A 26,139-nucleotide genomic window follows, 5' to 3' on the forward strand; every position below is an offset into this window, starting at 1 on the left:
CCGGGCGGGCCGCCAACGCGTTCGAAGTCAGCAAAAGAAGGGAAACGCGGCGGCCGTCCGGGCCCGCCGCGCAAAGGGTGCAAAGATAACCCGCAAGCCCCATCAACGGTTTGGCCAATCGGAAGTTGAGCCAGCGGTTCACCCCGCTGGCTTGTGCTGCCGACTGTCATCTGACCCGCCGGGTTCAGTGCTAGCGCCCGGCCGCCTGCACGGCCCACTTTTCGGCCTCGGCCAGGGCCAGCAGCAGCTGGCTGGTGCGGATGCCGTGGGCGCAGTGGAAATGGCCGAGCGGGCAGTTGCGGTAGCCGTGCAGCCCGCAGGGGCGGCACTCCAGTTCCTCGGGCAGCTCCACGATGCGGGAAAACGAGCTGAGCGGCCCGAAGCCGAAGTAGGGCACCGTGGAGCAGAACACGGCGCAGGTGGGCGCATCCACCGCCGAAGCCAGGTGCATGGGCGCCGAATCGTTGACGAAGTTCAGCACCGCCCCGCGCATCAAGGCTGCCGAGGCCAGCAGGGAGAGTTGGCCGCTGAGGTTGACCACGCCCGGCCGCCGGGCCTGCTGCAGCAGCGCCTCGCATTCGGCCGTATCGGGCGGGCCGCCGAGCAGGAATACGGTGTAGTGCGCCGGCAGGGCGTGCAGCAGCTTCACCCACTGCTCGCGCGGAAACTGCTTGGTAAACCACACCGAGGTGGGCGCGATGCAGATGTAGGGCCCGCCCGCCGCGTCGCGCGCGGCCTGCGCGGCCGCCGCCTCGTCGGCGGGGGTGGGGTAGAGGCGGGGGCGGGTGAGCGGGCCTTCGGGCTGGGGCTCCAGCAAAGCCAGGTTGCGCCCCACCTCGTGCAGGCCCGGCGCGAAGCCGTGCGGCACCCGGCGCGTGAAAGCCCGGCTCAGCGGGTTCTTATCGAAGCCCACGCGCTCGGGGGCGGCGGAAAAGGCCGTCAGCAGGCCGGTGGAGGCGAAGCGCTGCAGGTTATACACGCGGCCGTAGCCGGTGGCGCGAATTTGCTGCAGCAGGCGCCAGAGGCCGCTGTACTTGCCCGCCTTCTTGTCCCAGATCAGCACCCGGCGCACGTGCGGGTGGCCCTGCAGCAGCCCCTCGTTGCCGCGGCGCACCAGCACGTCCACCGGCGTGGCGGGCTCGGTCTGGTGCAGGCGCTCCAGCAGGGCAGTGGCCAGGATAACGTCGCCGATGAAGGCAGTCTGGATCAGCAGGATGGGCGCGGTAGGAAGGGACTGGGGCATGAACGAGCGGAGCGGGACGCAAAGATAAGTTTACCGGCCCGCCATATTGATAAAGAGGCCCCCCGCGCGGTTGCCGACAGCTTTGTAACTATTTAAATATTGTTATATTATTTATAATAATACCCGGAAAAGGGTATTGTAATTCCTGATCGAACACTGATACTTGTGGGTCATCTGCTGCAAGGGCCTTGCGCAGCCAGCGCAGGCGCTAAACGCTGCCCGGGCCCGCTTCGAGCGGCCTCGTCGGCGGGGGCGCCCGAGTATTTATCCGACAACAAGCACCCTCCTGGTGCTGCCAACAGCAGCGCGGCCTCACGTGCGCGGGGCCGCGCTGCTGTTGGGCATGGCTTTCTTTTTCCGCTCATTTCAACCCAGTCCTATGAGACGACCTCTGCCCTATTTGCTGCTGCTGTTGGGGTGCCTTTGCGTGTGCCGAAGCGCCCAAAGCCAGCAGCTTGATTCGATTGGCATTACCACCAACGGCACGGTGCAGGCCGTGGCCCGCGACGGCAACACGCTGTACGTGGGCGGCTCGTTCAGCCAGGCCGGCTACCAGACGGGCGCAGCGGCCTTCGTCGACCGCACCGGCGGCTTTCCGGTGGCCTCGCTGCCGCGGCTGTCGGGCACGGTGTACTGCGCCGAGCCCGACGGGGCGGGCGGCTGGTACGCGGGCGGCTCGTTTTCCATCACCAGCGGCACCCTGACGCTGCGCAACCTGGTGCACGTGCGCAGCAACCACGCGCTGGACCTGGCCTTCCGCCCGAATCCGGACGGGGCGGTGAATACGGTGGCGGTGGACGGGACGACGGTGTACGTGGGCGGGAGCTTCGCCAACGCGGGCGGGCTGGCGCGGCAAAACCTGGCGGCGGTGGCGGCGGGCACGGGCCTGGCCACGAACTGGAACCCGGGGGCCAACAGCACGGTGCAGGCCCTGCGCCTGGACGGGCCGCGGCTGCACGCCGGCGGCAGCTTCACGCAGGCCGGCGGCCAGCCCCAGCGCTACTACGCGCAGCTGGACAAAGCCAGCGGGGCGGCGGCCCACACCGTCGGGCCCAACAGCACGGTGCAGGCCCTGGCCCTGGACGGCAACACGCTCTACCTGGGCGGCTCCTTTTCCGAAACCGGCTACTTCACCGGCGCCCTCGGCTGGCTGCCCGGCACGACCAGCATCCCCGACAACACCGTGCCGCGGCTGTCGGGCACGGTGTACTGCGCCGAGCCCGACGGGGCGGGCGGCTGGTACGTGGGCGGCTCGTTTTCCATCACCAGCGGCACCCTGACGCTGCGCAACCTGGTGCACCTGACGGCCAGCCGCACGCTCGACGCGGCTTTTGCGCCCAACCCGGACGGGGCGGTGAATACGGTGGCGGTGGACGGGACGACGGTGTACGTGGGCGGGAGCTTCGCCAACGCGGGCGGGCTGGCGCGGCAAAACCTGGCGGCGGTGGCGGCGGGCACGGGCCTGGCCACGAACTGGAACCCGGGGGCCAACAGCACGGTGCAGGCCCTGCGCCTGGACGGGCCGCGGCTGCACGCCGGCGGCAGCTTCACGCAGGCCGGCGGCCAGCCCCAGCGCTACTACGCGCAGCTGGACAAAGCCAGCGGGGCGGCGGCCCACACCGTCGGGCCCAACAGCACGGTGCAGGCCCTGGCCCTGGACGGCAACACGCTCTACCTGGGCGGCTCCTTTTCCGAAACCGGCTACTTCACCGGCGCCCTCGGCTGGCTGCCCGGCTCCACCGATACGCCGGCCAACGGGCTCGGCCGCTATACCGGCACCGTGTACTGCGCCGAGCCCGACGGCGCCGACGGCTGGTACGTGGGCGGCTCCTTCACGTGGAGCAGCGGCGCCCAGCAGTGGAATAACCTGGTCCATGTGCGCGCCGATCTGACCCTGGACCCGGCTTTCGTGGCCAACCCGAACGGGGCGGTGCAAACGCTGCTGCTGGACGGCAGCACGCTGTACGCGGGCGGCTCGTTTTCCAATATCGGCGGGCTGGCGCGGCAAAACCTGGCGGCGGTGGCCGCGGGCACCGGCCTGGCCGTGGCCACCTGGAGCCCGACCACCAACGGCACGGTGCACGCGCTGGCGCTGACCGGCAATTCCCTTTACCTGGCGGGGAGCTTTTCGCAGCTCAACGGCCTGGCCCAGCGGGGACTGGGGGCCCTGCACAAAACCACGGGCGCCAGCGTGACGGGCGTTCCGGAGCTGAACAGCACCGGCAACACCCTGCTGCTCGACGGCACCACGCTGTACGTGGGCGGCTCGTTCAGCCAGATCGGGACGGTGACGCGGCAGTTCCTGGCCACGCTCAACACCGGCACCAACGCCGTGGGCAGCTTTAATGCGTCGGTCAACAGCACGGTGCAGTGCCTGGCCCTCGATGGCAACACGCTGTACGTGGGCGGCTCGTTTTCCAGCATCGGCGGGCAGCAGCGCACGCGCCTGGCCGCCGTCGACAAAACGACCGCGCTGGCCACGGCCTGGAACCCGGCCCCCAACGGGGCGGTGGAAACCCTGGTTCCGGACGGCACGACCATCTACGCGGGCGGCTCGTTCACCCAGATCGGCGGGCAGGCGCGGCGCTACGCGGCCGGGCTGGGCACCGCCGGCACGGGCACGCCCACCAGCTGGCTGCCCGAGCCCAATGGCCCCGTTTACCTGCTTGCCCGTAACGGCAACGGCCGCCTGATCGGGGGCAGCTTCAGCCTGCTGCACAGCGTGGGGCGCAGCTACGCGGCGGCGCTGGGCGCGGCCGACGGCACGGTGACAAGCTGGAACCCGGGGCCCAACAGCACGGTGACGGCCCTGGCCACGGGCGGCACGAGCGTGTACGTGGGCGGCTCGTTTTCCAGCATCGGCGGGCAGCAGCGCACGCGCCTGGCCGCCGTCGACAAAACGACCGCGCTGGCCACGGCCTGGAACCCGGCGCCCAACGGGGCGGTGGAGACCCTGGCCCTGGACGGCACGACCATCTACGCGGGCGGCTCGTTCACCCAGATCGGCGGGCAGGCGCGGCGCTACGCGGCCGGGCTGGGCACCACCGGCACGGGCACGCCCACCAGCTGGCTGCCCGAACCCAACGGCCCGGTGCAGGTGCTAAGCCGCTCCACTTCAGAAACGCTGATCGGGGGCAGCTTCAGCCTGCTGCACAGCGTGGGGCGCAGCTACGCGGCGGCGCTGGGCGCGGCCGACGGCACGGTGACGAGCTGGAACCCGGGGCCCAACAGCACGGTGACGGCCCTGGCCACGGGCGGCACGAGCGTGTACGTGGGCGGCTCGTTTTCCAGCATCGGCGGGCAGCAGCGCACGCGCCTGGCCGCCGTCGACAAAACGACCGCGCTGGCCACGGCCTGGAACCCGGCCCCCAACGGGAGCATCGAGACCCTGGCCCTGGACGGCACGACCATCTACGCGGGCGGCTCGTTTACCCAGATCGGCGGACTGGACCGCAACTACGCCGCGGCGCTGAGCACCGCCGGCACGGGCACGCCCACCAGCTGGAACCCGCGGGCCAGCAGCACGGTGCACCACCTGGCCGCGACCAGCAGTGGCGTGCTCATGGGCGGCTCCTTCGTCTTTCTGAAGGCGGAAAACCGCAGCAACCTCTTTGCGGTGGACCTGGTTTCGGGCCTGGTAAGCGGCTGGGACCCGGCGCCCAACGGCCGCATCAACACCCTGCTGACCACAGCTAGCGCCATTTTCGTGGGGGGCAGCTACAGCCAGATCGGCGGACAGCCGCGCAGTAACCTGGCCGCGCTCAACAAAACCAGCGGGGCCGCTTCTACCTGGAACCCCGGCCCCAACGGCGAAGTCGCGGCCCTGCTGCTGAGCGGCACCCGGGTGTACGTGGGCGGCAGCTTCACCCAGGCCGGCGGCCAGACGCGCAACAACCTGGCGGCCGTGGGCACCACCGGCACGGGCACCGCGCTGGCCTGGACGCCCAACCCCGACGGGCGGGTGCTGAAAATCAGCGAAAGCGACAACGTGGTGTACATCTGCGGCAACTTCACGAACGTGGGCGGACAGGCCCGGCGCAGCGTGGCCGCCCTGGCCAGCGCCACGGGCGCCACGCTGCCCTGGAACCCCAACCCCAACGGCACCGTGCAGGATCTGCACGTGACAGCCCGGCAGGTATACCTGGCCGGCTCCTTCACGCGTATCGGCACCACCAACCGGCAGAACGTGGGCGTGGTCAGCAAAACGACCGGGGCGGTGATGCCCTGGAACCCGGGGGCCAACGGCACCATCAACGACATCGAGGTCAAAAACAACTTCGTCTTCATCGGCGGCAGCTTCACGGCCGCCGGCGGGCAGACGGTGCGCAACTTCGCCTCGCTCAACGCCAATACCGGCCTCAACAACGACTGGTACCCCAGCTTCAACAGCACGGTGCAGACCATCTACATCGACAACCGCAGCGGGGTGTATATGGGCGGCTCCTTTTCCATCGTTGATGGGCAGCAAACCGGCCCCTACGTACGCTACAGCTTCCCGCGCAACTACTTCCGCCCGCGCGTCGACGGCATCACGCCGAACCAGGGGGGCAATATCGGCGACGTGGCGGTGGATGTTATCGGGTCCGGCTTTGCCGATGGTACCACCCTGCGCCTGACGCGCACCGGCCAGCCCGCGCTGGTAGTGCCCGATTCGCTGGTGGGGGTTATCGATGGCATACGGCTCCGCACCAAGGTTAATCTTACGGGTTTGGCCGTTGGCGCCTGGAACGTAGTGGTAGCGGTGCCAGGCGATACGACCATGACACTGACAAACGCTTTTAACGTGGAGGCGGGTCGGAAGGCGGCTCCCTGGGCGGATATAATGGGCTTCAATGCCATCCGGCCGGGGCAGTGGCAAACGTACACCGTCGCGTACGGCAACAACGGCAACGTGAATGCCGTGGGCGTGCCGTTGTGGGTAGCCGTGCCCGCCAATGTGAGCTTCGAATCGGATGTGGCGGTAGCCCGGCCGTCTTCGACGGGTATTCCGTGGGACACGGTCGGTACGTCGTTCCTGACGGACTCCATTCATGACGAGCCGACCAGTGCGCGGCTGATGCCACTGATGATACCCGTGATTCGGCCCGGCGAGGTGGGCACGTTTACGTTTAAGATTCGGACCAGCGGCACCCCGGCAACGGTACCCTTGCAATGCCAGGTTTGGGTCGGTGAGCCGCTTTACAGCTCCTTAAGTGAGGCGGGCAGCCGGGGCGTTGCAGGGGTAAACGCGATTACGAATGATCATATCGACTGCTTCGTCGGCGTCGCAACGGGTATTGCCGGGGTAGTGTGGAGCAATACGCCGGGAGTCGGCTGTGCCATCGGAGCAATGGATTTTGCTTATCGAGGATTGGTCCGAACGGCTATTACCGGCGACCCGGGCTTGACGGTAGGCTCCATCTCGCTTGACCTGATCAATGTGGTAGCGGGCTGTTTGCCAGCCGTCAATGCCATCAGAACGGGCCGGGACGTCCTCAAAGTCATTGCCAGCGGCAACTACAAGCGCGTAGGGGCAGGGGTCGGCGGGTCGGGTTACGCCGGCACCATCAAGTCCTGCTACGATGCTTTTAACCCGCCGACGCCCCCCGTAAAACACCAAACCCGGGTGGTGGTTTCCATGGACCCCAACGACAAGCTGGGCAGCAGCGGCCTGGGCGGCTCGCCCTACGTGAGTACCCGCGTGCCGTTCCGCTACCTGATTCGGTTTGAGAACTACGCCACGGCCAGCGCGGCGGCCCAGGAGGTGCGCGTCATCGACACGCTCGACGTGACCAAGCTGGACCCGGCCTCGCTGCAGCTGGGCTACATCAGCTTCGGCAACCGCCGCGTGGAGGTGCCGCGCGGTCTGCGCAACTTCACGGCCGACGTGGACCTGCGGCCCGGCAACGACCTGATTGTGCGCGTGGTGGCCGCGCTCAACGAAACCAGCGGCATCCTGAGCTGGACCTTCACCTCCCTCGACCCGACCACCATGCGCCCGACCCTGGACCCGCTGGCCGGCTTTCTGCCGCCCAACGTGACGGCGCCCGAGGGCGAAGGCGGCGTGTTTTTCACCATCATGCCCCGGGCGGGCCTGACCACGCACACGGCCATCCGCAACAAGGCCTGCATCTACTTCGACAACAACGCCGTCATCTGCACGCCTACCTGGACCAACCGCGTGGACAACGTGGCGCCCGCCAGCGCCGTGCAGGCCCTGCCCGCCCAGCAGATCAGCCGCAGCTTCGCCGTGAACTGGAGCGGCAGCGACACCGGCTCGGGCGTGGCCGATTACACGGTCTACTACTCCGTAAACGGGCGCAGCTACCAGCCCTGGCTGCGCAACACGCGCCTGACCTCGGCCATTTTCACCGGGCGCGTCGATTCCACGTACCGCTTCTACTCGGTGGCGCGCGACACGGCCCTGAACGAGGAAGCCGCGCCCGCCCAGCCCGACGCCACCACCCACATCGGGCAGCTGCAGGTGCTGGCCGGCCTGAACGATACCATCTGCGCCAACGCGGCCGCCTACCAGCTCACCGGCTTTGCCCCGGCCGGGGGCACGTGGTCGGGCCGGGGCGTGACGGCCGCCGGCCTGGTGACGCCCAGCGCCCTGCTGCCCGGCGACAACGAGCTGGTGTACACCGTCACGGTGTCGGGCCAGACGCAGGTGGCGGCCAAAACGGTGCGGGTGAAAGCCGTGCCGGCCACGCCGCAGGTGCTGCGCGTCGGGCTCGATTCGTTGCGCTCCTCGGTGGTCGGGGCCAGCTACGAGTGGCAAGTCAACAACGTGGTGCTGCCCGTGGCCACGCGCACCATCCGCATCACGCAGGCGGGCACCTACACCGTGCGCGTGCGCGGCACCAACCAGTGCTTCTCCGCCCGCTCGACGACGCTGACGGTGCTGTCGGCGGCGCGGGCGCAGCAGCAGCAAGCCGTGCGCATCTACCCGAACCCGGCGAGCCGGCACTTCGTGGTGACGGCTGAGGCCCTGAATGCCGCGCCCACCACGCTGCGCCGCATTCAGCTGCTCGACGACGTGGGCCGGCTGGTGTACGAGCAGGACGTGCGCCAGCGCGGGGCGGTGGAGCTGCCCACACCCGCACAGCCGGGCCTGTACGTGGTGCGGGTGTTCACCGATAAGGGCGTGGTGGTGCAGAAGCTGACCGTGGTACCGTAGCGCGGCCCGGCCGACCAGCCCGAAACCCAGCAGACGAGCACCGGGGGAGCAGCCGCTCCCCCGGTTGCGTTTGGGGCCGGCCGGTAGCGCGGCCGATTTTCGGGTAAGCCAATCCGGCTAACTTGCAGCCGGCGGCCCCGGCGGCCGTCTTTCCCGCGTTTTCCCAATCCCGAATTATGCGCTACGGCTCCATCTCGCCCGACCTCTTCACCACGAACCGCCGCAACTTCGAGCGGCAGCTGCTGCCCGGCTCCCTGGCCATCTTCCACTCCAATGACGTGCTGCCGACCAACGCCGACGGCACCATGGCTTTCCGCCAGAACAACGACCTGTTCTACCTCTCCGGCGTCGATCAGGAGGAAAGCATCCTCGTCATCTTCCCCGACGCGAAGTTGCCTCAGTACCGCGAAATCCTGTTTCTGAAGGAAACCAGCGAGCATATTCTCATCTGGGAGGGCTACAAGCTCACCAAGCAGCAGGCCCGCGAGCAGTCCGGCATTCAGACCATCCTGTGGCTCGACAGCTTTAAATCGGTGCTGCCCGCGCTGATGAACGAAGCCGAGCACGTGTACCTGAACACCAACGAGCACATCCGCGCCGTGGTGGAAGTGCAAACCCGCGACGCGCGCTTTATCCGCGACATCCGGGAGCAGTACCCGCTGCACAACTACAAGCGCGCCGCCCCCATCATGCACCAGCTGCGCGCCATCAAGCACCCCGAGGAAATCCGGCTGATGCGCAAGGCCTGCGAAATCACCGGCAACGCCTTCCGCCGCCTGCTGGGCTTCGTGAAACCGGGCGTGATGGAGTACGAAATTGAGGCCGAAATCGTGCACGAGTTCCTCAAAAGCGGCTCGCGCGGGCCGGCCTACGGCAGCATCATCGCCTCGGGCGAAAACGCCTGCATCCTGCACTACGTCTCGAACGACCGGGCGTGCCAGGACGGCGACGTGATGCTGCTCGACTTCGGGGCCGAGTACGCCAACTACGCCGCCGACCTCTCGCGCAGCATCCCGGTGAACGGCAAATTCACCAAGCGCCAGCGCGAGGTGTACGACGCGGTGCTGCGCGTGCTGCAGTACGCCAAGTCGCAGCTGGTGGCCGGCAACAACATCGAGGAGTACCACGCCGGGGTGGGCCGCTTTATGGAGCAGCAGCTCATCGGCCTGGGCCTGCTCTCCGAGGGCGACGTGAACAACCAGGACCCCAGCGCCCCGCTCTACAAGAAGTACTTCATGCACGGCACCTCGCACTACCTGGGCCTCGACGTGCACGACGTGGGCGCCAAGTACCGCAGCTTCGAGCCGGGCATGGTCTACACCGTCGAGCCGGGCATCTACATCCGCGAGGAGGGCTTGGGCATCCGTCTGGAAAACGACGTGGTCATCACCCGTTCGCAGTGCGAGGACCTGATGGCCGACATTCCGCTGGAAGCCGACGACATCGAGCGGCTGATGGCCCGCGGCTAAGCTGCGGCGGGCCTCTTCGGCCGGGCCGCCTCCCGCACGCGGGAGGCGGCCCGGCTTTTTTGGTACGGCCGGCCCGGCGGTTGTTTGCCGTGTTATATATTGATATTGTGTAATTTATAATTGATATTGTGTAATTTATAGGGGTGTCGGGGCACGAAAAATGCGTTTTAATACAACTTGAAGGCTGCGGCGGGGGTATAGGCAGGCATTAATGCGTGGTGCGGGGCGGCTGGCCGCGCGCACCATTCTGCTCTGTTCAACCTAACCGTTTCGTTTATGAAACACCTCGTAACTACCGCTGTCCTGGGTCTGGCGCTGTTGGCGGCCACCCCGCGCGGACACGCTCAGACCGCCGACAAGAAATGGGGCATTGGCCTGACCGGCAATGCCTTTCAGTACAAGGGCAACTTCGGCTCCAACTACTGGAAGCTCGGGGAAAGTCAGATCGGCCCCGGCATCTCCCTCAACCGCTACCTCACGCCGGGCCTCGACCTGGGCCTGCACGGCAACTACGGGGAGCTGAAAAGCAACGACCTCGGCAACGGCACCACCCGCTTTTTCCAGACCAACGTGGTGAACGTGAACCTGGGCCTGAAGCTCAAGCTCAACAACGGCTGGGCCCTGAAGGAAGACGCCGTGGTGCAGCCCTACCTGCTGGCCGCCCCGGGCTGGACCTACACCTCGCGCGAAGGCCGCTTCAACAACGCCGTCACCGACGAAGACAAAAGCTACTTCGACCTGTTCGGGGCCGCGGGCATCAACTTCCGCCTCGGCGAGACGGTGGGCCTCTTCATCCAGACCGGGCAGCATATCCCGCTCAACGCCAACCTCGACGGCGACCCGACCCGCGACGACAACAAGTGGGACGACAAGTTTCTGCAGCACACCGTGGGCCTGAACATCAGCCTGGGCAAAGCCAAGGACACCGACGGCGACGGCGTGCCCGACCGCAAGGACAAGTGCCCGAACACGCCCGCGGGCGTGCAGGTGGATGCCAACGGCTGCCCGCTCGACGGCGACAAAGACGGCGTGGCCGACTACCAGGACAAGTGCCCCACCGAAGCCGGTAAGCCCGAGCTGCAGGGCTGCCCCGACCGCGACAACGACGGCGTGGCCGACGGCGAAGACGACTGCCCCGACCAGCCCGGCACCGCCGCCCTGCGCGGCTGCCCCGACGCCGACGGGGACGGCGTGGCCGACAAGTTCGACAAGTGCCCCGACACGCCGCGCGGCACCCAGGTGGACGCCAACGGCTGCCCGCTCGACTCGGACGGCGACGGCGTGCCCGACGCCCAGGACCGCTGCCCCAACACCCCGGCCGGCGCGAAGGTCAATGCCCTCGGCTGCCCCGAAATTCCGGCCGAAATCCGCAAGCTGGAGCAGCCCGTGCGCTTCCGCACCAACAGCACCCAGATCCTGCCCAGCTCGTACCCGGCCCTCGACAAGATGGTGCAGGCCCTGCAGCAGCACCCCGAGTACGGCCTGCGCATCGTCGGCCACGCCGACTCGCGCGGCACCGAGGAGTACAACCAGGGCCTTTCGGAGCGCCGCGCCGCCTCGGCCAAGCAGTACTTCACCGGCAAAGGCATCGACGCGGCCCGCATCCCGACGCTGGGCATGGGCGAATCGGCCCCGGCCGCGCCCAACTCCTCGTCGACCAACATGGCCAAGAACCGCCGCGTGGAGTTCCGCTTCGAGTTCTACATCCCCGGCCAGGAAGGCGGCACCACGCCGCAGCCCTAACCCGGGCCCCTGCGCCTGACGTGAAAAGCGGCGTCCCGAGCTTCGGGGCGCCGCTTTTTTTGATGGGCGGACGGTTTTTAGCCCGCTGAGGATGCAGCCAGGGTGCGCGGAGGGCGCAGAGTCGTTCCACAACTGAGAAGAACAAGCAGTGGCGCGAGCGGGGCCATAAGACGCCGAGGGCGCAGAGTCGTTCCACAACAGCTCTGCGCCTTCCGCGCACCCTGCTGCGGGCTAAAGCTACCAGCATGAAAAAGCCCCGGCCACCACGAGGCAGCCGGGGCTTCAGGCACGAAAAGCCGGAATCCTACTTGGTGATTTCGCCCGAGAGGCCGGGCAGAATCTTCTGCAGCTGCTCCAGCTGACTCTGGGTGAAGTCGCCGCTGATGGCCAGCATGACGAACGAGTCGGGCGCGTCGGTCTGGCGGCCGGTGGCCACCACCTCCTTGATTTTGTCGCCCGAGCGGCGCACGGCGTAGCGGTAGGCGGCGTTGCCGGCGCTGGCGTCCTTGGTGGGCAGCGGCTCGTAGCGCTCATTGCGCAGCAGCCCGTCCACTTCGTTGAGCAGGCCGCGCTCCGTCAGGTCGCGCGAGGAGGCCGAGGTGGGCGCGAAGGTGAGGGCCCGGATGCTGCGCACGTTGGTCAGGGCCTGCACGGCGCTGGCATCGGTCAGGTTGCCGAGGCGGCCGAGCAGGATGCGGGTCAGGAAATCGGGCTGGAAAGTGGTGGCCCGGAAGCCGGAGCGGCTTTCGTACTTGCTGAAAAACTCGGCCACGGTGCGGGCGGGCTTTTCGGGGCCGGCGGCGCGGCAGGCGCCCAGCCAGAGCAGCACCAGTAGGGGCCAGAAACGAAACAGTCGGGAGGTCATAAGCAGGGAAGTAAGGTTGGAAACCCTGCTTACGCGCGCCCGGCGGCCGGGGATGTGGCCGGGGCCTTAGTCGAAGGCCACTACGTTCAGGAAAAATACCTCCCGCGGGCTGCCGTGCTCGGGCCGCACGCGCTGGTAGCCGTAGGTGAGGAAGCGGCTGCCGTACCAGGGCAGCACGCCCTGCTGCTCGGTTTCCAGCGTCTTCTCGTGCCTGCCCTCGGCGGTGGTCTGAATGGGCACCTGCAGGTCGTTGGGCGAAGCAGCTGTGCCGTCCACAATTTTGTAGCGGAACTTGTCCTTGTCGAGGTAAGCCAGCACCAGGCGCTTGCCGTCGGGTAGCGGGCGCAGGCGCACGGTTTCGGTCAGCGTGTTCTGCTCGGCGTTCTTGAGCACGAAGGTATTGTCCCAGAGCAGGGTGCCGTAGCGGTCGAAGCCGCACACCACGGCGTGGGTGGAGCGGTACCCGTCGAAATTGCGCGGGCCCAGGTAAGCGGGGCGGTAGCCGTCGAAGTAGCGCGGGCCCACGGCGCCGGGCCAGCCGTAGGCGCTGTTGCCGCTGTGGTACTGCGGATAGTACACCTCGCCCACCAGCACGTAGCCGTCCTGAAAGGGAATCATGCGGTGGGTGAGGATGCGGTAGCGCAGGTGCAGCTCGCGGCCGGCGGCGCGCAGCTCGGCGCTGCGGGCGCGCAGGCGCTCGGCCCGGCGCGGCTTCATGAAATCGAAAAAATGCTTGAGCACCGCGAAGTCGTAGAAGCGCAGCGGGGGGCGCAGCGTCGGGTCGCCGGGCAGGTTGGAGGCAAACAGGCCCTGCGAGTAGCGCGGGTCGCGTAGGGTGTAGGTGCCCGCCAGCAGGCGCTGCGTGCTGTCGCCGGGGCTAAGCTGGGCCGTGATGAGCCCGCGCCCGCTTTCGGCCTGGATAAAGCGCGAGGCCAGCAGCTGCCCCTGGGCCGAGAGCTGCTTGACCTGCAGCCGCGACAGAAAGCCGTTCGACTGGCTGACCACGTAGCCCGCCCGCTGGGTGGCCGAGTCGGGCAGAAAGGTGACTTCCGTCGGAATCGACTCGTACACGGCCGGCAGCAGCCGGAATTCCTCCTCGTCCACGTCGATGTGGAGCACCGTGAGGTGGCGCTGCACCTGCACCGTGGCGAAGAGCTTGCCGTCGAGCACCTCCAGGTCGTAGAGGTCCTCCACGGTTTTGGTATCGAAGGCGAAACCCAGCACCTCGCCCGTGCGCAGGTCCAGCCGAAACACCTGGAACCGGGCCGCCACGTACTCCGACTCGAACAGGGCAAACGCGTAGGGCGCGGCGGCCGTGGCCTGCACCAGCCGGTACTCGCGGTCCACCTTCACCGGCACGGTGCGCAGCGGGCGCAGGTCGCGGTCGAAGTGCTGAAAGCTGTAGGCGGGGCGAAACGAGTTGCCGGCGGTGCTCTCAACGAAGACGGCCACGGACGTATCGGCCAGCGGCAGCACGCGCACGTCGCTGGAAGCGGGGTCGAGGGGCAGCTCCAGGCGGCGGGGCTGGGTGGGCGTGAGCTGGGCCCGCAACGCCAACGGACTCAGCACAAGCAGCAGGAGCGGGAAAAGGCGGGACATGGCGGTGGGAAAACGACGCGGGAGGCGGATAGCTAAAATACGGCAAAACGGGGCAAAGGCCGCACCGCCGCCGCCGGAACTGCTGATTAGATGCGCCGGGCAGCCGGACTCCACAAGCCCGCGGGCTATTTCGCTTCGCCGCCGCCGCTCCCCGGGCCCGCCGCGGGGCGGCCGGCAGAAGGGGCGGCAAAAACAAGCGGCCGGCCCGCAGCGCTGCGGGCCGGCCGTTGGCAGGGCTACAAACCGGGTATTCAGTGCCCCAGCGCCAGCACCACATCGAATTCCTCCGGCGTGAGCGACATCACCGATAGCCGCGACTGGCGCAGCAGCCCGATTTGCTGCAGGCGCGCCTCGGCCTTGATGGCGGCCAGCGGCACGGGGCGGGGCAGGCGCTGGTGCGGGGCCAGGTCCACGGCCACCCAGGGCGAACCGGCCTCGGCCGTGCGGTCGGGGGCGGGGGGGGCCACCACCCGGGCCACGCCCACCACTTCCTTGTCGGTCACGCTGTGGTACACCAGCACCAGGTCGCCGGGCTGCATGCGGGCCAGGCAGGCGCGGGCCTGATGGTTGCGCACGCCGGTCCAGTCGGTGCGGCCGTCGCGCTCCAGGTCGGCAAAAGAGTAGGCAGTTGGTTCGGATTTGACGAGCCAGAAATTCACTTCGTTGGGTGATTAGGTGAGTAAGCGAAGTGCAAAAGAACGTCATTCCGAGCGCAGTCGAGGAATCTCACGTGCTGACGCCTGGTAGTAAACTCAACGGGTGAAGTTACTATCGGACCAAACACGCGAGATTCCTCAGCTGCGCTCGGAATGACGTTCTGGGGTTTCTCTTGCGTTCTATTTCCGGCGCACCTTCAGCAGGTTGTTGTCGAGCGAGACGATTTCCAGCAGGTAGGCCGGGTCCTGCTTGTCGTCGAGGGTGATGCGCAGCGTGTGCTCGTCCATCACCATCCACTGGCCTTTGCGGCCCTGCACGCCGTCGGTGGGGGCAATGTCGTACTGCGTGAACAGGCCGTTCTGGTCGAAGGCCATGCCGGTGCGGCCGCGCGAGGGCGGAAAGTTGTAGGTGTTGGGGCGGTACACCAGCACGTCGCCCTGGTCTTCCTCGTGGGCGTGCAGCCAGGTGCGGGTGAGCAGGTTCAGCTGCTGCTGCTGCACGCTGGTGGCAGTGTCGGGGCGGCAGGTGCTGGCGAGCAGCAGCACGCTGCACAGGGCGAAAAGCAAGGCGGGGAGTCGCATGGGCCCTAACATACGCAAGCGCCGCGGCTTCGGGCGGAAGTTGGGGCCCGTACCCGACGCCCGGGCCGCGTTTTGCGTAGTAGCTTTACCGCCCCAAACCACCGAACTGCCTTGGACAACCGCGCCCTGATTCGCGCCTTCCGGCTGATGGCCCAGCTGCTGGAGCTGCACGACGAAAACCCCTTCAAAGTGCGCGCCTACGAAGGCGCCGCCGCCGCCGTCGACCGCCTCGACTTCCCCCTGGCCGACCTCGCGCCGGCCGAATTCACCACCACGGGCGGCCTCGGCAAAAGCGCCGCCCAGGCCGCGCAGGCCCTGCTCACGACCGGCACCTTTCCCGAGCTGGCCCGCCTGCAGGAGGCCACCCCGCCCGGCGTGGTCGAAATGCTCGACATCAAGGGCATCGGTCCGAAGAAAATCCGGGCGCTGTGGCGCGAGCTGGGCCTGGAGTCGGTGGACGCGCTGCGCGAAGCCGCCGAGCAAAACCGCATCAGCGGGCTGAAGGGCTTCGGCGCCAAAACCCAGGACGCCATCCTGGCCGCGCTGGAATTTACGGCCCAGAGCCGGGGCAAAGTGCTCATCAACCAGGGCCAGGCGCTGGGCCGGCAGCTGGTGGAGCTGCTGCAAAACGGCCTGCGCACCGAGCAGGTGGCCGTGGCCGGCGAAGTGCGCCGCGGGTTGCCTGTCGTCGAAACCGTACGCGTGGTGGTGGGCACCAACCAGCCCTGGCAGGCCCACGAAATTCTCGGCGGCATCGAGGGCCTCGCGGCCGACGAGCTAACCTCGGGCCCGTTTGCCTGGCGCGGCACGGCCACGCAGTCAGGCGTCAAAATCGACGTGCAGCTGAGCAAGCCGGAGGACTTTGCCGGTTGCCTGTTTCTGCAGACCGGCTCCGAAGCGCACCTGACGGCCCCGCTGCCGGCCAAGGCCCCGGCGCCCACGCTGCGGCGGCTGGTAAAAAGCACCCGTTTCTTTACCGAGCAGGCCATCTACGAAACCGCCGGGCTGCAGTACGTGGAGCCCGAAATGCGCGAGGGCCAGGGCGAAATCGAGGAAGCGGCGGCCGGCAAGCTGCCCACCCTGCTCACCGATGCCGACCTGCGCGGCTCCCTGCACAACCACAGCACCTACTCCGACGGGGCCCACTCGCTGCGGCAGATGGCCGAGTTTCTGCGCGACAACGGCTACCAGTACCTCGGCATCTGCGACCATTCGCGGGCCGCGCACTACGCCGGCGGCCTGAGCATCGAGCGGGTGCGCGAGCAGCACCGTGAAATCGAGCAGCTGAATAAGGCGCTCGGCCCGTTCCGCATCTTCAAGGGCATCGAGTCCGACATTCTGGCCGACGGCTCGCTGGACTACCCCGACGAAGTGCTGGCCGAGTTCGACTTCGTGGTGGCCTCGGTGCACTCGGGGCTGAAAATGGACCAGGAGCGCGCCACCGAGCGGCTGCTGCGCGCCATTCAGAACCCGTACTGCACCATGCTGGGCCACCCCACCGGCCGCCTGCTGCTGCGCCGCGAAGGCTACCCCATCGACTACGAAGCCGTCATCGACGCCTGCGCCGAGCACGGCGTGGCCATCGAAATCAACGCCAACCCCTGGCGCCTCGACATCGACTGGCACTGGGTGCGCCGCTGCCTGGAAAAAGGCGTGCGCATGAGCATCAACCCCGACGCCCACCACACCGACGGCTACGCCGACATGCGCTACGGCGTGCTGCAGGGCCGCAAGGGCGGCCTAACGGCGGCCATGACCCTGAACGCGCTGCCCCTGGACGAGCTGGCCGAGTACTTCCGCCAGCGCCGCGAAAAAGCGGTGAAGTTCGGCAGCCCGGCCCCGGCCCGGAAACCGGTAGACTACGGCCCGCTGTTCGGGTAACGGCTACAGGGACGGATGAGGAAGACCGGCACGAAAAAGCAGCCAACGCAGCCGGTCACGTCTCGCTAGGCTCGCCATGACGTTCTTCTTCAGGCCTCGTCGCCCGACCTTTCTTTCCGCATGAAAATTCTCGTCCTGCGCTTTTCTTCCATCGGCGACATTGTGCTGACCACGCCCGTGGTGCGGGCGCTGAAGCAGCAGGTTCCCGGTGCCGTGGTACACTACTGCACCAAGCCCGGCTACCGCGGCCTGCTCGAAGCCAACCCCTACGTGGACCGGGTGCACACGCTCACGGGCAAGCTCGGCGAGCTGGTGAAGGAGCTGCGCGCCGAGCAGTTTGATTTCGTGGTCGACCTGCACCACAACCTGCGCACCCTGCTCATCAAGCTGCAGCTGGGCGTGCCCGGCGCCTCGTTCGACAAGCTGAACTGGCGTAAGTGGCTGATGGTAAACTGGAAGTGGGACGTGCTCCCGCGCGTGCACATCGTGCAGCGCTACCTGCAGGCCGCCGCGCCTTTGGGCGTGCGCGACGACGGCCGCGGCCTCGACTACTTCATCCCGCCCGGGCAGGAAATAAACGTGGCCGACGCGCTGCCCCCGGAATTTCAGCGCGGCTACGTGGCCTTTGCCATCGGGGCACAGCACGCCACCAAGCGCCTGCCGGTGGAGCGCATTATCGAGCTGTGCGCGCAGCTGCGGCGGCCCGTAGTGCTGCTCGGCGGCCCCGAGGACGAAAGCACCGGCCACGTGGTGGAGCTGCACTTCGAGCACGCCCCGACCGCGGCCGCGCCGGCGGGCATTACGCCGGAAGCGTTGTCGCCGCGGGCGCACTACTTCGACAAGAATGCCCTGCCGGCCACCCAAACGCTGATTTACAACGCCTGCGGACGGTTTTCGCTGCACCAGTCGGCCTCCCTGGTGCGGCAGGCCCAGCTGGTCATCAGCCACGACACCGGGCTGATGCACATTGCGGCGGCCTTCGGGAAGGAAATCTTCAGCGTGTGGGGCAACACCATCCCGGAGTTTGGCATGTACCCCTACCGCACCGAGTTTCGGGTGCTGGAAGTGCCGGGCCTGAGCTGCCGGCCCTGCTCGAAAATCGGCTACGACAAGTGCCCGCAGGGCCACTTTCGCTGCATGCGCGACATCCGCTTCGACCTGGACCTGCCACCGGGGCGCGACGCCCGGTAGAGTGCCGGGCGGCTACAGAATGGTGGCGTACGCGTCGGCCACGTTGGCCAGCACTTCGCAGTCGCAGTGGCCGCCGTGCTGCTGCAAAAACTGCTGCAGGGGCGCAAAGGCCAGGTCCTGGGCGGCGGCGAAGCAGCGGGTATGGCCCAGCGTGTCGTCGCAGCAGTGGGTGCTCAGGCGCGCATCGAGGTAGTCGAACAGCTCGGCCAGCTGCTCCGTGGTCAGGGGCAGATTGGTCAGTAGGGCAGTGCGGTGCTGCTGGCGCAGCTGCAGCCGGAGCTGCTGGCGGTGCGTTTTGTCGGTAGGCGTGGGCATAGGCCGGCTCGGTTGGCTAGTGCTTCAAGATAAGCAACCGGTTGCCCCAACCCAAGCCGAAGCGGACCCGGGGTAAAACTTTACGAACTGCGCGCCGGCAAAACCCGGCTCATTGGCTACCTTTTGGCGGTCCATTGTTTTTTCGCTCCGTTTGCCGCCGCCCATGGAAGCCACTCCCACCACTGCCGAGCCGCACACCGTCGTGGTGCGCGTCGGCGCCGACGCCCTGCTGGCCGACGTGCAGGCCGGCCGCCACACCTTCGTCCTCGACGAGCCCGAAAACGTGGGCGGGCAGGACCGCGGCCCCACGCCCTACGATTTGCTGCTCTCGGCTCTGGGGGCCTGCACGGCCATTACCCTGCGCCTCTACGCCACCCAGAAGAAGTGGCCACTCCAGGGCATCGAAGTGCGCCTGCGCCACCGCCGCGTGCACGTCGAGGATTGCCAGGCCTGCGAAGCCGGCGACGCCCGCCTGGACGAAATCCACAAGGAACTGCGCCTGCTCGGGGAGCTGAGCGAGGAGCAGCGCCAGCGCCTGGAGCAGATTTCGCAGAAGTGCCCGGTGCAGAAAACCCTGCTGGCCGGGGTGCGCATCAATACCACCCTGCTGCCCGCCGAAGCCGCTTTTCCCGCTTAGTCTTCATCCCAGCCCCGCCGAAATCATGCAACCCAAACTCTGCGCCCACCTCGCGGCCCTCGGGGGCCACGTTACGCCCGCCAGCACCCACGCCTGCGCCGAGTGCCTGGCCCTGGGCGACACCTGGGTGCACCTGCGCGTGTGCCAGCAGTGCGGCCACGTCGGCTGCTGCGACGACTCCAAGAACAAGCACGCCACCAAGCACTACCACAGTACCCAGCACCCCGTCGTGGCCTCCGCCGAGCCGGGCGAAAGATGGCTCTGGTGCTTCGTCGATCAGTCGTTTGCCGAGTATTAAGTGATATAGCACCAGTCATGTTGAGCGCAGACGCAGCATTGCTACCGCTTTGTTGAGCTCGATTCAGGTCGTCGTTCCGAGCGAAGTCGAGGAATCTCGCGTGCTGATGGCAGGTTACTATTTGACGAAGCGGTAGAGATGCTTCGACTGCGCTCAGCATGACGTTCTAGTGTGCTCGTTCAGCTAACCATTAACCAAAAAAGGCCCGCCGGGCTATCCGGCGGGCCTTTTTCTGCTTGTCTAATTGCTTACCCGATCTGCCCGAAGCCGCAGTAGCGGTGCAGCACCTCCGGCAGCTTGATGGTGCCATCGGCCTGCTGGTTGTTTTCCAGCAGTGCGGCCACGATGCGCGGCAGCGCCAGGGCCGAGCCGTTGAGCGTGTGCAGCAGCTGCGTCTTGTTGTTTTCGTCGCGGTAGCGCAGCTTCAGGCGGTTGGCCTGGTAGGTTTCGAAGTTCGAAGCCGACGACACTTCCAGCCAGCGCTGCTGAGCGGCCGACCACACTTCCAGGTCGTAGGTCAGGGCCGAGGTGAAGCCCATGTCGCCGCCGCAGAGGCGCAGCACGCGGTAGGGCAGGTGCAGCTGTTGCAGCAGTCCTTCGATGTGGGCCACCATGCCGTCGAGGGCGGCGTAGCTGTCCTCGGGCCGGGCAATCTGCACGATTTCCACCTTATCGAACTGGTGCAGGCGGTTCAGGCCGCGCACGTGGGCGCCCCAGCTGCCGGCCTCGCGGCGGAAGCAGGGCGTGTAGCCCGCGTTGCGGATGGGCAGGCGCTCCGCGGGAATGATTTCGTCGCGGTAGAGGTTGGTGATGGGCACCTCGGCCGTCGGAATCAGGTACAGGTCGTCGGCGGTGGCGTGGTACATCTGGCCCTCCTTGTCGGGCAGCTGGCCGGTGCCGTAGCCCGAGGCCTCGTTGATGAGGATGGGCGGCTGAATTTCGGTGTAGCCCGCGTCGAGGGCCTGCTCCAGGAAGAAGTTGATGAGCGCGCGCTGCAAACGGGCGCCCTGGCCCTTGTACACCGGGAAGCCCGCGCCGGTAATCTTGTTGCCCAACTCGAAGTCGATGATGTCGAGCTTTTTGATCAGCTCCCAGTGCGGCTGGGCGTCGGCGGGCAGCTCGGGCTTCTGGCCCACTTCGCGCACCACCTCGTTTTCCTCCGGCGTGCGGCCGTGGGGCACGCTCTCGTGGGGCACGTTCGGAATGCGGTAGAGGGCGTCCTGCAGGTCTTTTTCCACCGTGGTCAGCTCCTCGGCAGCAGCTTTGGTCTGGCCTTTCAGCTCGGCGGTGCGGGCTTTCAGGGTTTCGGCGCCGGCTTTATCGCCGCTTTTCATCAGGCCCCCGATCTGCTGGGCCAGCTTGTTGGCTTCGGCCTGGGCCGAGTCGTGCTCGGTTTGCAGCTGGCGGCGGCGCTGGTCGAGGCCCAGGATGCGCTGCACCTCGGCGTCGGCGTTGGGAAAATTCCTTTTTGCTAAGCCGGCCAGCACGCGGTCGGTTTGCTCCTTCAGAACGGAAACTTGCAGCATAACGCAGTCAAAACACAATGAGTCGGGGGCAAAAGTAGCGGTTTTCGGTCGGGTCGGCCCGCCGGCCCCGCGCACCGCCGCATAGCGTTATTGCGTCCCGCGGGCCTGGTTTGCGGCATTAACGGAAGCGCCGCGGCCGCGGCGGGGCCGGCAGCGGGCTACGTATTCCGGTCTGCTAATCAGCCTGCTAGGCCCGGCTGAACTTTCGCCGGCGGCCCGGAGTTGAATTTCCAGCCGCCGCCCAGAAAAATGCTGCATCCTGTTGGGGCATTTGGGCGTATTGCGTAACATTGCAGAAGCAAGCCGGCGCCAGCTGCCGGGCCGCTCCTGTCTGGGAGCCGCGCCCCGAACCCGCTTTGCTGTTGTTCCGGCGCCCGCAAACTCCCGCTGTTTCCTGCCACCTCTGCCCGCGCGTTGGCGCTGCTGTTCCGTTGGGTTGTGTGCCGTGGCAATTCGTGTCAGCCAGTTCCGCGGCCGTTGCCGGGCTTCTCCACCCCGATTTTCCCTCTCCCCGTACCGTTATATGTACACTATTGACGAGCTCAAGGACCGGTTGTTGTCCGAGCTGAAGGAAATTGCCGAATCCCTGAACGTGGGCAATTTCCGCCGCCTGAGCAAGCAGGACCTGATTTATAAGATTCTGGATCAACAGGCCGTAACGCCCCTCGACAAACTGCCCGCCAAACGCGCCACCGACGGCGAGCCGGCGCCCGCCGCTACGGCTGCCCCGCCCGCCCCGGCTCCGGCGGCACCCGCCCGCCCCGAGCGCCGCGGCCGCAACGGCGTGCAGTCGGCCGCCAAAGCCTCGGCCGCCGAAGTAGCGGCTCCCGAAGCCCCCGCGGCCGCTGAGTCTGCTCCGGCTGCAGCCCCGGTCGAAGCCGCGGCGCCGGCCGAAACGGCCGCTCCCGCCGCCGCTAATGGCCGTGCCCCGCGCGGGGCCCAGCGCCCCGCCCGTGGTGGCCGTAGCGCCGTCCCGGCCGAGGCCGCGCCGGCTCCGGCCGTTGCCCCCGCCGAATTGCCGGTGGCCGAAGCCCCGGCAGCCGACGCAGCAGCTCCCGCCGCTCCGGAAGCGCCCGCTGCCCGCCCGGCCGAAGAAGCCCCCCGCGAAAACCGCCCCGTGCGCTTCGTGGTGCCGCAGCCCGGCCGCGAGCCGCGCGAAATCCGTCCGGCCGACTACCGCCGCGACGCCCCGCGCCCCGACCGCAACCGGGCCCCCGAAGCGGCCCCGGCGGCGCCCCAGGCCCCGCCCGTGGCCGTGCGGCCGGCTGGTCCGGAAGCCCCGCCGGCCCCGCGCATTATTATTCCGCAGCCGCCCCGTACCGAGGAGCGCGAAGGCCGCGAACCGCGCGACCTGCGCCGCGACGAGCCCCGCCGCCGCGATGAACCCCGCCGGGAAGAAGTGCGCCGCGATGAGCCGCGTCGGGAGGAACCGCGCCGCGAGGAAGTTCGGCGCGACGAAGTGCGCCCGGAAGAGCCGCGCCGCGAGGATGGGGGCCGCCGCGAAGAGCCCCGTCGGGAGGAAGGCCGCCGTGAGGAGCTGCGCCGCGACGAAAACCGCCGCGAAGACCGGTTCAACCGCGAAGGCCGCCAGCCGCAGGTTCGGCAGGGCGAGCAGGCCCCGGGTCAGGGCCAAGGCCAGCCACAGCGCCAGCCGCAGCCGCCCCGCCTCGAATCCCTGGAAATTGCCATTACCAGCGAAGGAGCCCTGGAAATGATGCCGGACGGCGGCTACGGCTTCCTCCGCTCGCCCTATTACAACTACCTCGCCTCGCCCGACGACGTGTACGTGTCGCCGCAGCAGGTGAAGCAGTACTCGCTGAAGGCCGGCGACACGGTGAAGTGCCAGGTGCGCCCGCCCAAGGAAGGCGAAAAGTACTACGTACTGCTGTCGGTGGAGAGCATCAACGGCCGCTCGGTAGAAGACGTGCGGGACCGGATTTCCTTTTCGCACCTCACCCCGCTCTTCGCCGACGAGCGCCTGAAGCTGACCACTACGCCCTCGCAGCTCAGCACCCGCATTCTGGACCTGTTTGCCCCCATCGGCAAGGGCCAGCGCGGCCTGATCGTGGCCCAGCCCAAGACGGGTAAGACGGTGCTGCTGCAGGAAATTGCCAACTCCATCGCCGAAAACCACCCCGAGGTGTACCTGATGATTCTGCTCATCGACGAACGCCCCGAGGAAGTGACCGAGATGCAGCGCACGGTGAAAGCCGAAGTGCTCAGCTCGACCTTCGACGAAACGGCCGACCGCCACGTGAAAATCGCGGCCATGGCCCTGGACAAGGCCAAGCGCCTCGTCGAGTGCGGCCACGACGTGGTTATCCTGCTCGACTCCATCACCCGCCTGGCCCGCGCCTACAACACGGTGCAGCCCAGCAGCAGCCGCATCCTCTCGGGCGGTATCGACGCCGGGGCCCTGCAGAAGCCCAAGCGCTTTTTCGGTGCGGCCCGCAACGTGGAAAACGGCGGCTCGCTGACCATCATTGCCACGGCACTGACGGACACCGGCTCGAAGATGGATGACGTTATCTTCGAGGAATTCAAGGGCACCGGCAACATGGAGCTGCAGCTCGACCGGAAGCTGGCCAACAAGCGCATCTTCCCGGCCATCGACGTGCCGGCTTCGGGCACGCGCCGCGAAGACCTGCTCATGGGCAAGGACGAGCTGAACCGCGTGTGGGTGCTGCGCAAGTTCATGTCCGACATGTCGGCCACCGAGGCCATGGAGTTCCTCAAGGACCGTATGAAGGGCACCAAGGACAACCTGGAGTTCCTCGTGTCGATGAACGGCTAACGCCCCCCCGTTGCCCAACGCCAACCGGCCGCCTGCAAGTACTTGCAGGCGGCCGGTTGGCGTTGGGAGGGTATTGGAATGCCGGCGGCTACCGCGCCACGCGCTGCGTGACGGTGCCGGCCGGCGTGAGGGCCCGCACCAGGTAGATGCCCGCCGGCTGGCGGCGCAGGTCGATGAGCGGCAGCGCGTCGTGGTCGTTGATGGCGGCGGTGCTGACCAGCCGGCCGGCCGCCGAGTACACCGCCAGCTGCCCGGTGCCCGTCAGGCCCGGCAGCAGCGCCCGGAACACGCCTTCCGTGGTGGGCTGCAGCTCCAGGCCCAGGCCGGAGTGCCCGTTTCGGACGACCATCAGCGGGGAGTAGTGCACCGCGCCGTCGAAGTCGTTCTGGCGCAGGCGGTAGTAGCTGAGCCGGGTGGAGAGGGGCTTGGCATCCGCGTAGGCGTAGTAGCGGGGCGTAAGGCTGGTGCCCGCGCCCGGCACGGCGCCCACGGCCTGAAACTCGCGGCCGTCGGCGGAGCGCTCCACGGTGAAGCCGGCGTTCTGCTCCTCGGTGGCCGTGGCCCACTGCACCTGCACGGCGGCCTGCTTGGCTTGCCAGGCGGCGCGGGCGTAAAGCAGCGTGACGGGCAGCACGGGCAGCACCGAGCGGCAGGCCGCGTCGTTGTTGATGGGCGCGTTGGGCGCGCACGTGCCCGCCCCCGCGCCGCAGTTGTTGGCCACTATTTCCTGCACGCAGATGGTCAGGGCGCTGCTGTAGTTGTTGAAGCCCCCGTTGGACGAGTTGACGCAGCCCGCCACGCGCATGCGCCCGGCCCCGTTGGCCGACACGTTGCCGGTGGTGATGTTGAGCGTGCCCAGCAGGTTGATGTCGCCGTCGAGCGTGATGTTCGACTGGTTGCTCTGCGTCAGGTTGCAGTACAGGGTCAGCGTCGCCCCGTTGTGGATGGCCACGTTCGATTTGTTGATGGCCAGCGACGACACCGCGAGGCGGCCCGACTGCGTCAGGCGGGTGGTTTGGCTGCCCGTGCCGTCGCCCAGGGTGAGGGTGCGGCCGCTCTGGTCCTGCACCAAGGACCCGGTCGTGGCAATGGTGAGGCTGCCTTCGCCGTTGACCAGGTAGTCGCCGGTGAAGGCTACGTGGTGACCGACGGACACGGTGGCGCCGGCGCCGGGCACCGTGCCGCAGCCCGTGCCGGTGGTTTTCCAGGTGGCCGGGTCGTTCCAGTTGCCGTCCTTCTGGGACGTATAGGTGCATTGGGCCTGGGCGGTCCAGCTTAGGCCCAGCGAGGCTAAAACGAGGAAGTAGAGTATCCGCATGGCAACTGAAGGGAAAAAGGTGTGTAGGGTTTTTTCAAAAACCATTTGAATATATCTAATTAATATCTGTTTAAATAATATTTATAATTAAAATAGTTATAATACTCCTATTCCTACGTCGTTGGATTCTGCCCCGCTGGCCCCCGCCACGGCCAGCGGCCAGCGGGGGCCAGCGAGGCAAAAGCGCCATATTTGCCCCATGGCCACGGATACCCTTGAGTTGCTCTATATTTTCGATCCGCTGTGCGGCTGGTGCTACGGAACCAGCCCGCTCGTGCAGCGCCTGGCCGATGAGTTTGCCGGCCGCGTTTCGGTGACGGTGCTCAGCGGCGGCATGATTACCGGCGAGGAAGCGGGCCCGATCCGGCAGATGTGGCCCTACATTCAGCAGGCCTCGCAGCAGGTGGCCCAGGTAACCGGCGTTGAGTTCGGCGAGGCGTTTCGGCAGCTGGGCGCAGCGGGCGAGTACCGCCTCGACTCGGAGCCGCCGAGCCGGGCACTGATGGTGTTCAAGCAGCTCGACCCGCTGGAGCGCGAAGCGGCCTTTGCCCACGCCCTGCAGCGCGCGCATTTCGTCGATGGGCAGGATTTAAACGACCCCGCCACCTACGCCGCGCTGGCCCGCGCCTTCAGCCTGGACCCGGCCGAGTTTCTGCGCTGGTGGGACAACGACGCCAGCCGGCAGGCCACGCAGCACGAATTCGGCGTGGTGCAGCGCCTCGGCGTGCAGGGCTTCCCCACGCTGGTGCTGGCCCACGGCAGCCAGGGCTACGTGCTGGCGCGCGGCTATCAGCCTTACGAGCAGCTGAAGGCCGGGCTGGAGCAGCTGTTGCAGACTATTTCGGCCGATTCGGCCAGCTGAG

17 protein-coding genes are annotated in these 26,139 nt (G+C 67.4%); 9 read left to right on the plus strand and 8 right to left on the minus strand.

Features of this window, described 5'->3' with window-relative positions:
- Positions 1-190: 190 nt before the first annotated feature.
- Positions 191-1,243 carry a glycosyltransferase family 9 protein gene (locus DLM85_RS12720; RefSeq protein ID WP_111478475.1) on the minus strand — a complete coding sequence of 351 codons (1,053 nt, stop codon included), beginning with the start codon at positions 1,241-1,243 and terminating at the stop codon, positions 191-193.
- 379 nt (positions 1,244-1,622) lie between these two features.
- Here DLM85_RS12720 and DLM85_RS12725 point away from each other — a divergent pair, with 379 nt between their 5' ends.
- From DLM85_RS12725 to DLM85_RS26210, 3 genes are all read left to right on the plus strand, one after another.
- Positions 1,623-8,402: a T9SS type A sorting domain-containing protein gene (locus DLM85_RS12725; RefSeq protein ID WP_133257034.1), complete on the plus strand. Its 6,780-nt coding sequence runs from the start codon at positions 1,623-1,625 to the stop codon at positions 8,400-8,402.
- Between the two features lie 176 nt (positions 8,403-8,578).
- Complete coding sequence (locus tag DLM85_RS12730; RefSeq protein ID WP_111478477.1) at positions 8,579-9,871, plus strand: aminopeptidase P N-terminal domain-containing protein; 1,293 nt, start codon at positions 8,579-8,581, stop codon at positions 9,869-9,871.
- 276 nt (positions 9,872-10,147) lie between these two features.
- Positions 10,148-11,614 (plus strand): OmpA family protein, encoded by a 1,467-nt coding sequence (locus DLM85_RS26210; protein ID WP_111478478.1) that lies wholly within the window; start codon positions 10,148-10,150, stop codon positions 11,612-11,614.
- 304 nt (positions 11,615-11,918) lie between these two features.
- On the opposite strand, the gene DLM85_RS12740 is transcribed toward DLM85_RS26210, so the two are convergent.
- The 4 genes from DLM85_RS12740 to DLM85_RS12755 all read right to left on the minus strand — a co-directional run bounded on the left by DLM85_RS12740 (position 11,919) and on the right by DLM85_RS12755 (position 15,301).
- Entirely contained in the window at positions 11,919-12,479 is a 561-nt protein-coding gene (locus tag DLM85_RS12740; protein WP_111478479.1) for a DUF4252 domain-containing protein, read from the minus strand.
- A gap of 66 nt (positions 12,480-12,545) precedes the next feature.
- The gene (locus DLM85_RS12745) at positions 12,546-14,078 is read right to left on the minus strand and encodes a hypothetical protein (protein WP_133257035.1); all 1,533 of its coding nucleotides are present in this window, start codon (positions 14,076-14,078) and stop codon (positions 12,546-12,548) included.
- Positions 14,079-14,329: 251 nt separating this feature from the next.
- A complete protein-coding gene (locus tag DLM85_RS12750) occupies positions 14,330-14,737 on the minus strand; it encodes an EVE domain-containing protein (RefSeq protein WP_111478481.1) in 408 nt (135 codons plus the stop codon).
- A gap of 177 nt (positions 14,738-14,914) precedes the next feature.
- Positions 14,915-15,301 (minus strand): hypothetical protein, encoded by a 387-nt coding sequence (locus DLM85_RS12755; RefSeq protein WP_243635946.1) that lies wholly within the window; start codon positions 15,299-15,301, stop codon positions 14,915-14,917.
- A 126-nt stretch (positions 15,302-15,427) separates the two neighbouring features.
- On the opposite strand from DLM85_RS12755, the gene polX reads away from it, so the two are divergent.
- Both polX and DLM85_RS12765 read left to right on the plus strand, forming a co-directional pair.
- Positions 15,428-17,197, plus strand: coding sequence for a DNA polymerase/3'-5' exonuclease PolX (gene polX / locus DLM85_RS12760; protein ID WP_111478483.1), 1,770 nt, complete (start codon positions 15,428-15,430; stop codon positions 17,195-17,197).
- Positions 17,198-17,317: 120 nt separating this feature from the next.
- Positions 17,318-18,388, plus strand: a complete 1,071-nt coding sequence (locus tag DLM85_RS12765) for a glycosyltransferase family 9 protein (protein ID WP_111478484.1) — start codon at positions 17,318-17,320, stop codon at positions 18,386-18,388.
- A gap of 12 nt (positions 18,389-18,400) precedes the next feature.
- Here DLM85_RS12765 and DLM85_RS12770 read toward each other — a convergent pair whose 3' ends face one another.
- The gene (locus DLM85_RS12770) at positions 18,401-18,703 is read right to left on the minus strand and encodes a DUF2695 domain-containing protein (protein WP_111478485.1); all 303 of its coding nucleotides are present in this window, start codon (positions 18,701-18,703) and stop codon (positions 18,401-18,403) included.
- A 163-nt stretch (positions 18,704-18,866) separates the two neighbouring features.
- Between DLM85_RS12770 and DLM85_RS12775 the strand changes: the two genes are divergently transcribed.
- Positions 18,867-19,340 (plus strand): OsmC family protein, encoded by a 474-nt coding sequence (locus DLM85_RS12775; RefSeq protein ID WP_111478486.1) that lies wholly within the window; start codon positions 18,867-18,869, stop codon positions 19,338-19,340.
- Between the two features lie 25 nt (positions 19,341-19,365).
- Entirely contained in the window at positions 19,366-19,638 is a 273-nt protein-coding gene (locus DLM85_RS12780) for a UBP-type zinc finger domain-containing protein (protein WP_111478487.1), read from the plus strand.
- 248 nt (positions 19,639-19,886) lie between these two features.
- Here DLM85_RS12780 and serS read toward each other — a convergent pair whose 3' ends face one another.
- Entirely contained in the window at positions 19,887-21,164 is a 1,278-nt protein-coding gene (gene serS, locus DLM85_RS12785; protein ID WP_111478488.1) for a serine--tRNA ligase, read from the minus strand.
- 523 nt (positions 21,165-21,687) lie between these two features.
- Here serS and rho point away from each other — a divergent pair.
- On the plus strand, positions 21,688-23,958 hold the full coding sequence (gene rho, locus DLM85_RS12790) for a transcription termination factor Rho (RefSeq protein WP_111478489.1): 2,271 nt from the start codon (positions 21,688-21,690) through the stop codon (positions 23,956-23,958).
- An 88-nt stretch (positions 23,959-24,046) separates the two neighbouring features.
- Here the strand turns inward: rho and DLM85_RS12795 are convergent, their stop codons facing one another.
- Positions 24,047-25,276 carry a T9SS type A sorting domain-containing protein gene (locus DLM85_RS12795; protein WP_165822126.1) on the minus strand — a complete coding sequence of 410 codons (1,230 nt, stop codon included), beginning with the start codon at positions 25,274-25,276 and terminating at the stop codon, positions 24,047-24,049.
- Positions 25,277-25,475: 199 nt separating this feature from the next.
- Here DLM85_RS12795 and DLM85_RS12800 point away from each other — a divergent pair, with 199 nt between their 5' ends.
- Positions 25,476-26,138: a DsbA family protein gene (locus DLM85_RS12800; protein WP_111478491.1), complete on the plus strand. Its 663-nt coding sequence runs from the start codon at positions 25,476-25,478 to the stop codon at positions 26,136-26,138.
- Position 26,139 lies beyond the last annotated feature (1 nt).

Source organism: Hymenobacter edaphi, from assembly GCF_003258365.1.
In the GTDB taxonomy this organism is placed as follows: domain Bacteria; phylum Bacteroidota; class Bacteroidia; order Cytophagales; family Hymenobacteraceae; genus Solirubrum; species Solirubrum edaphi.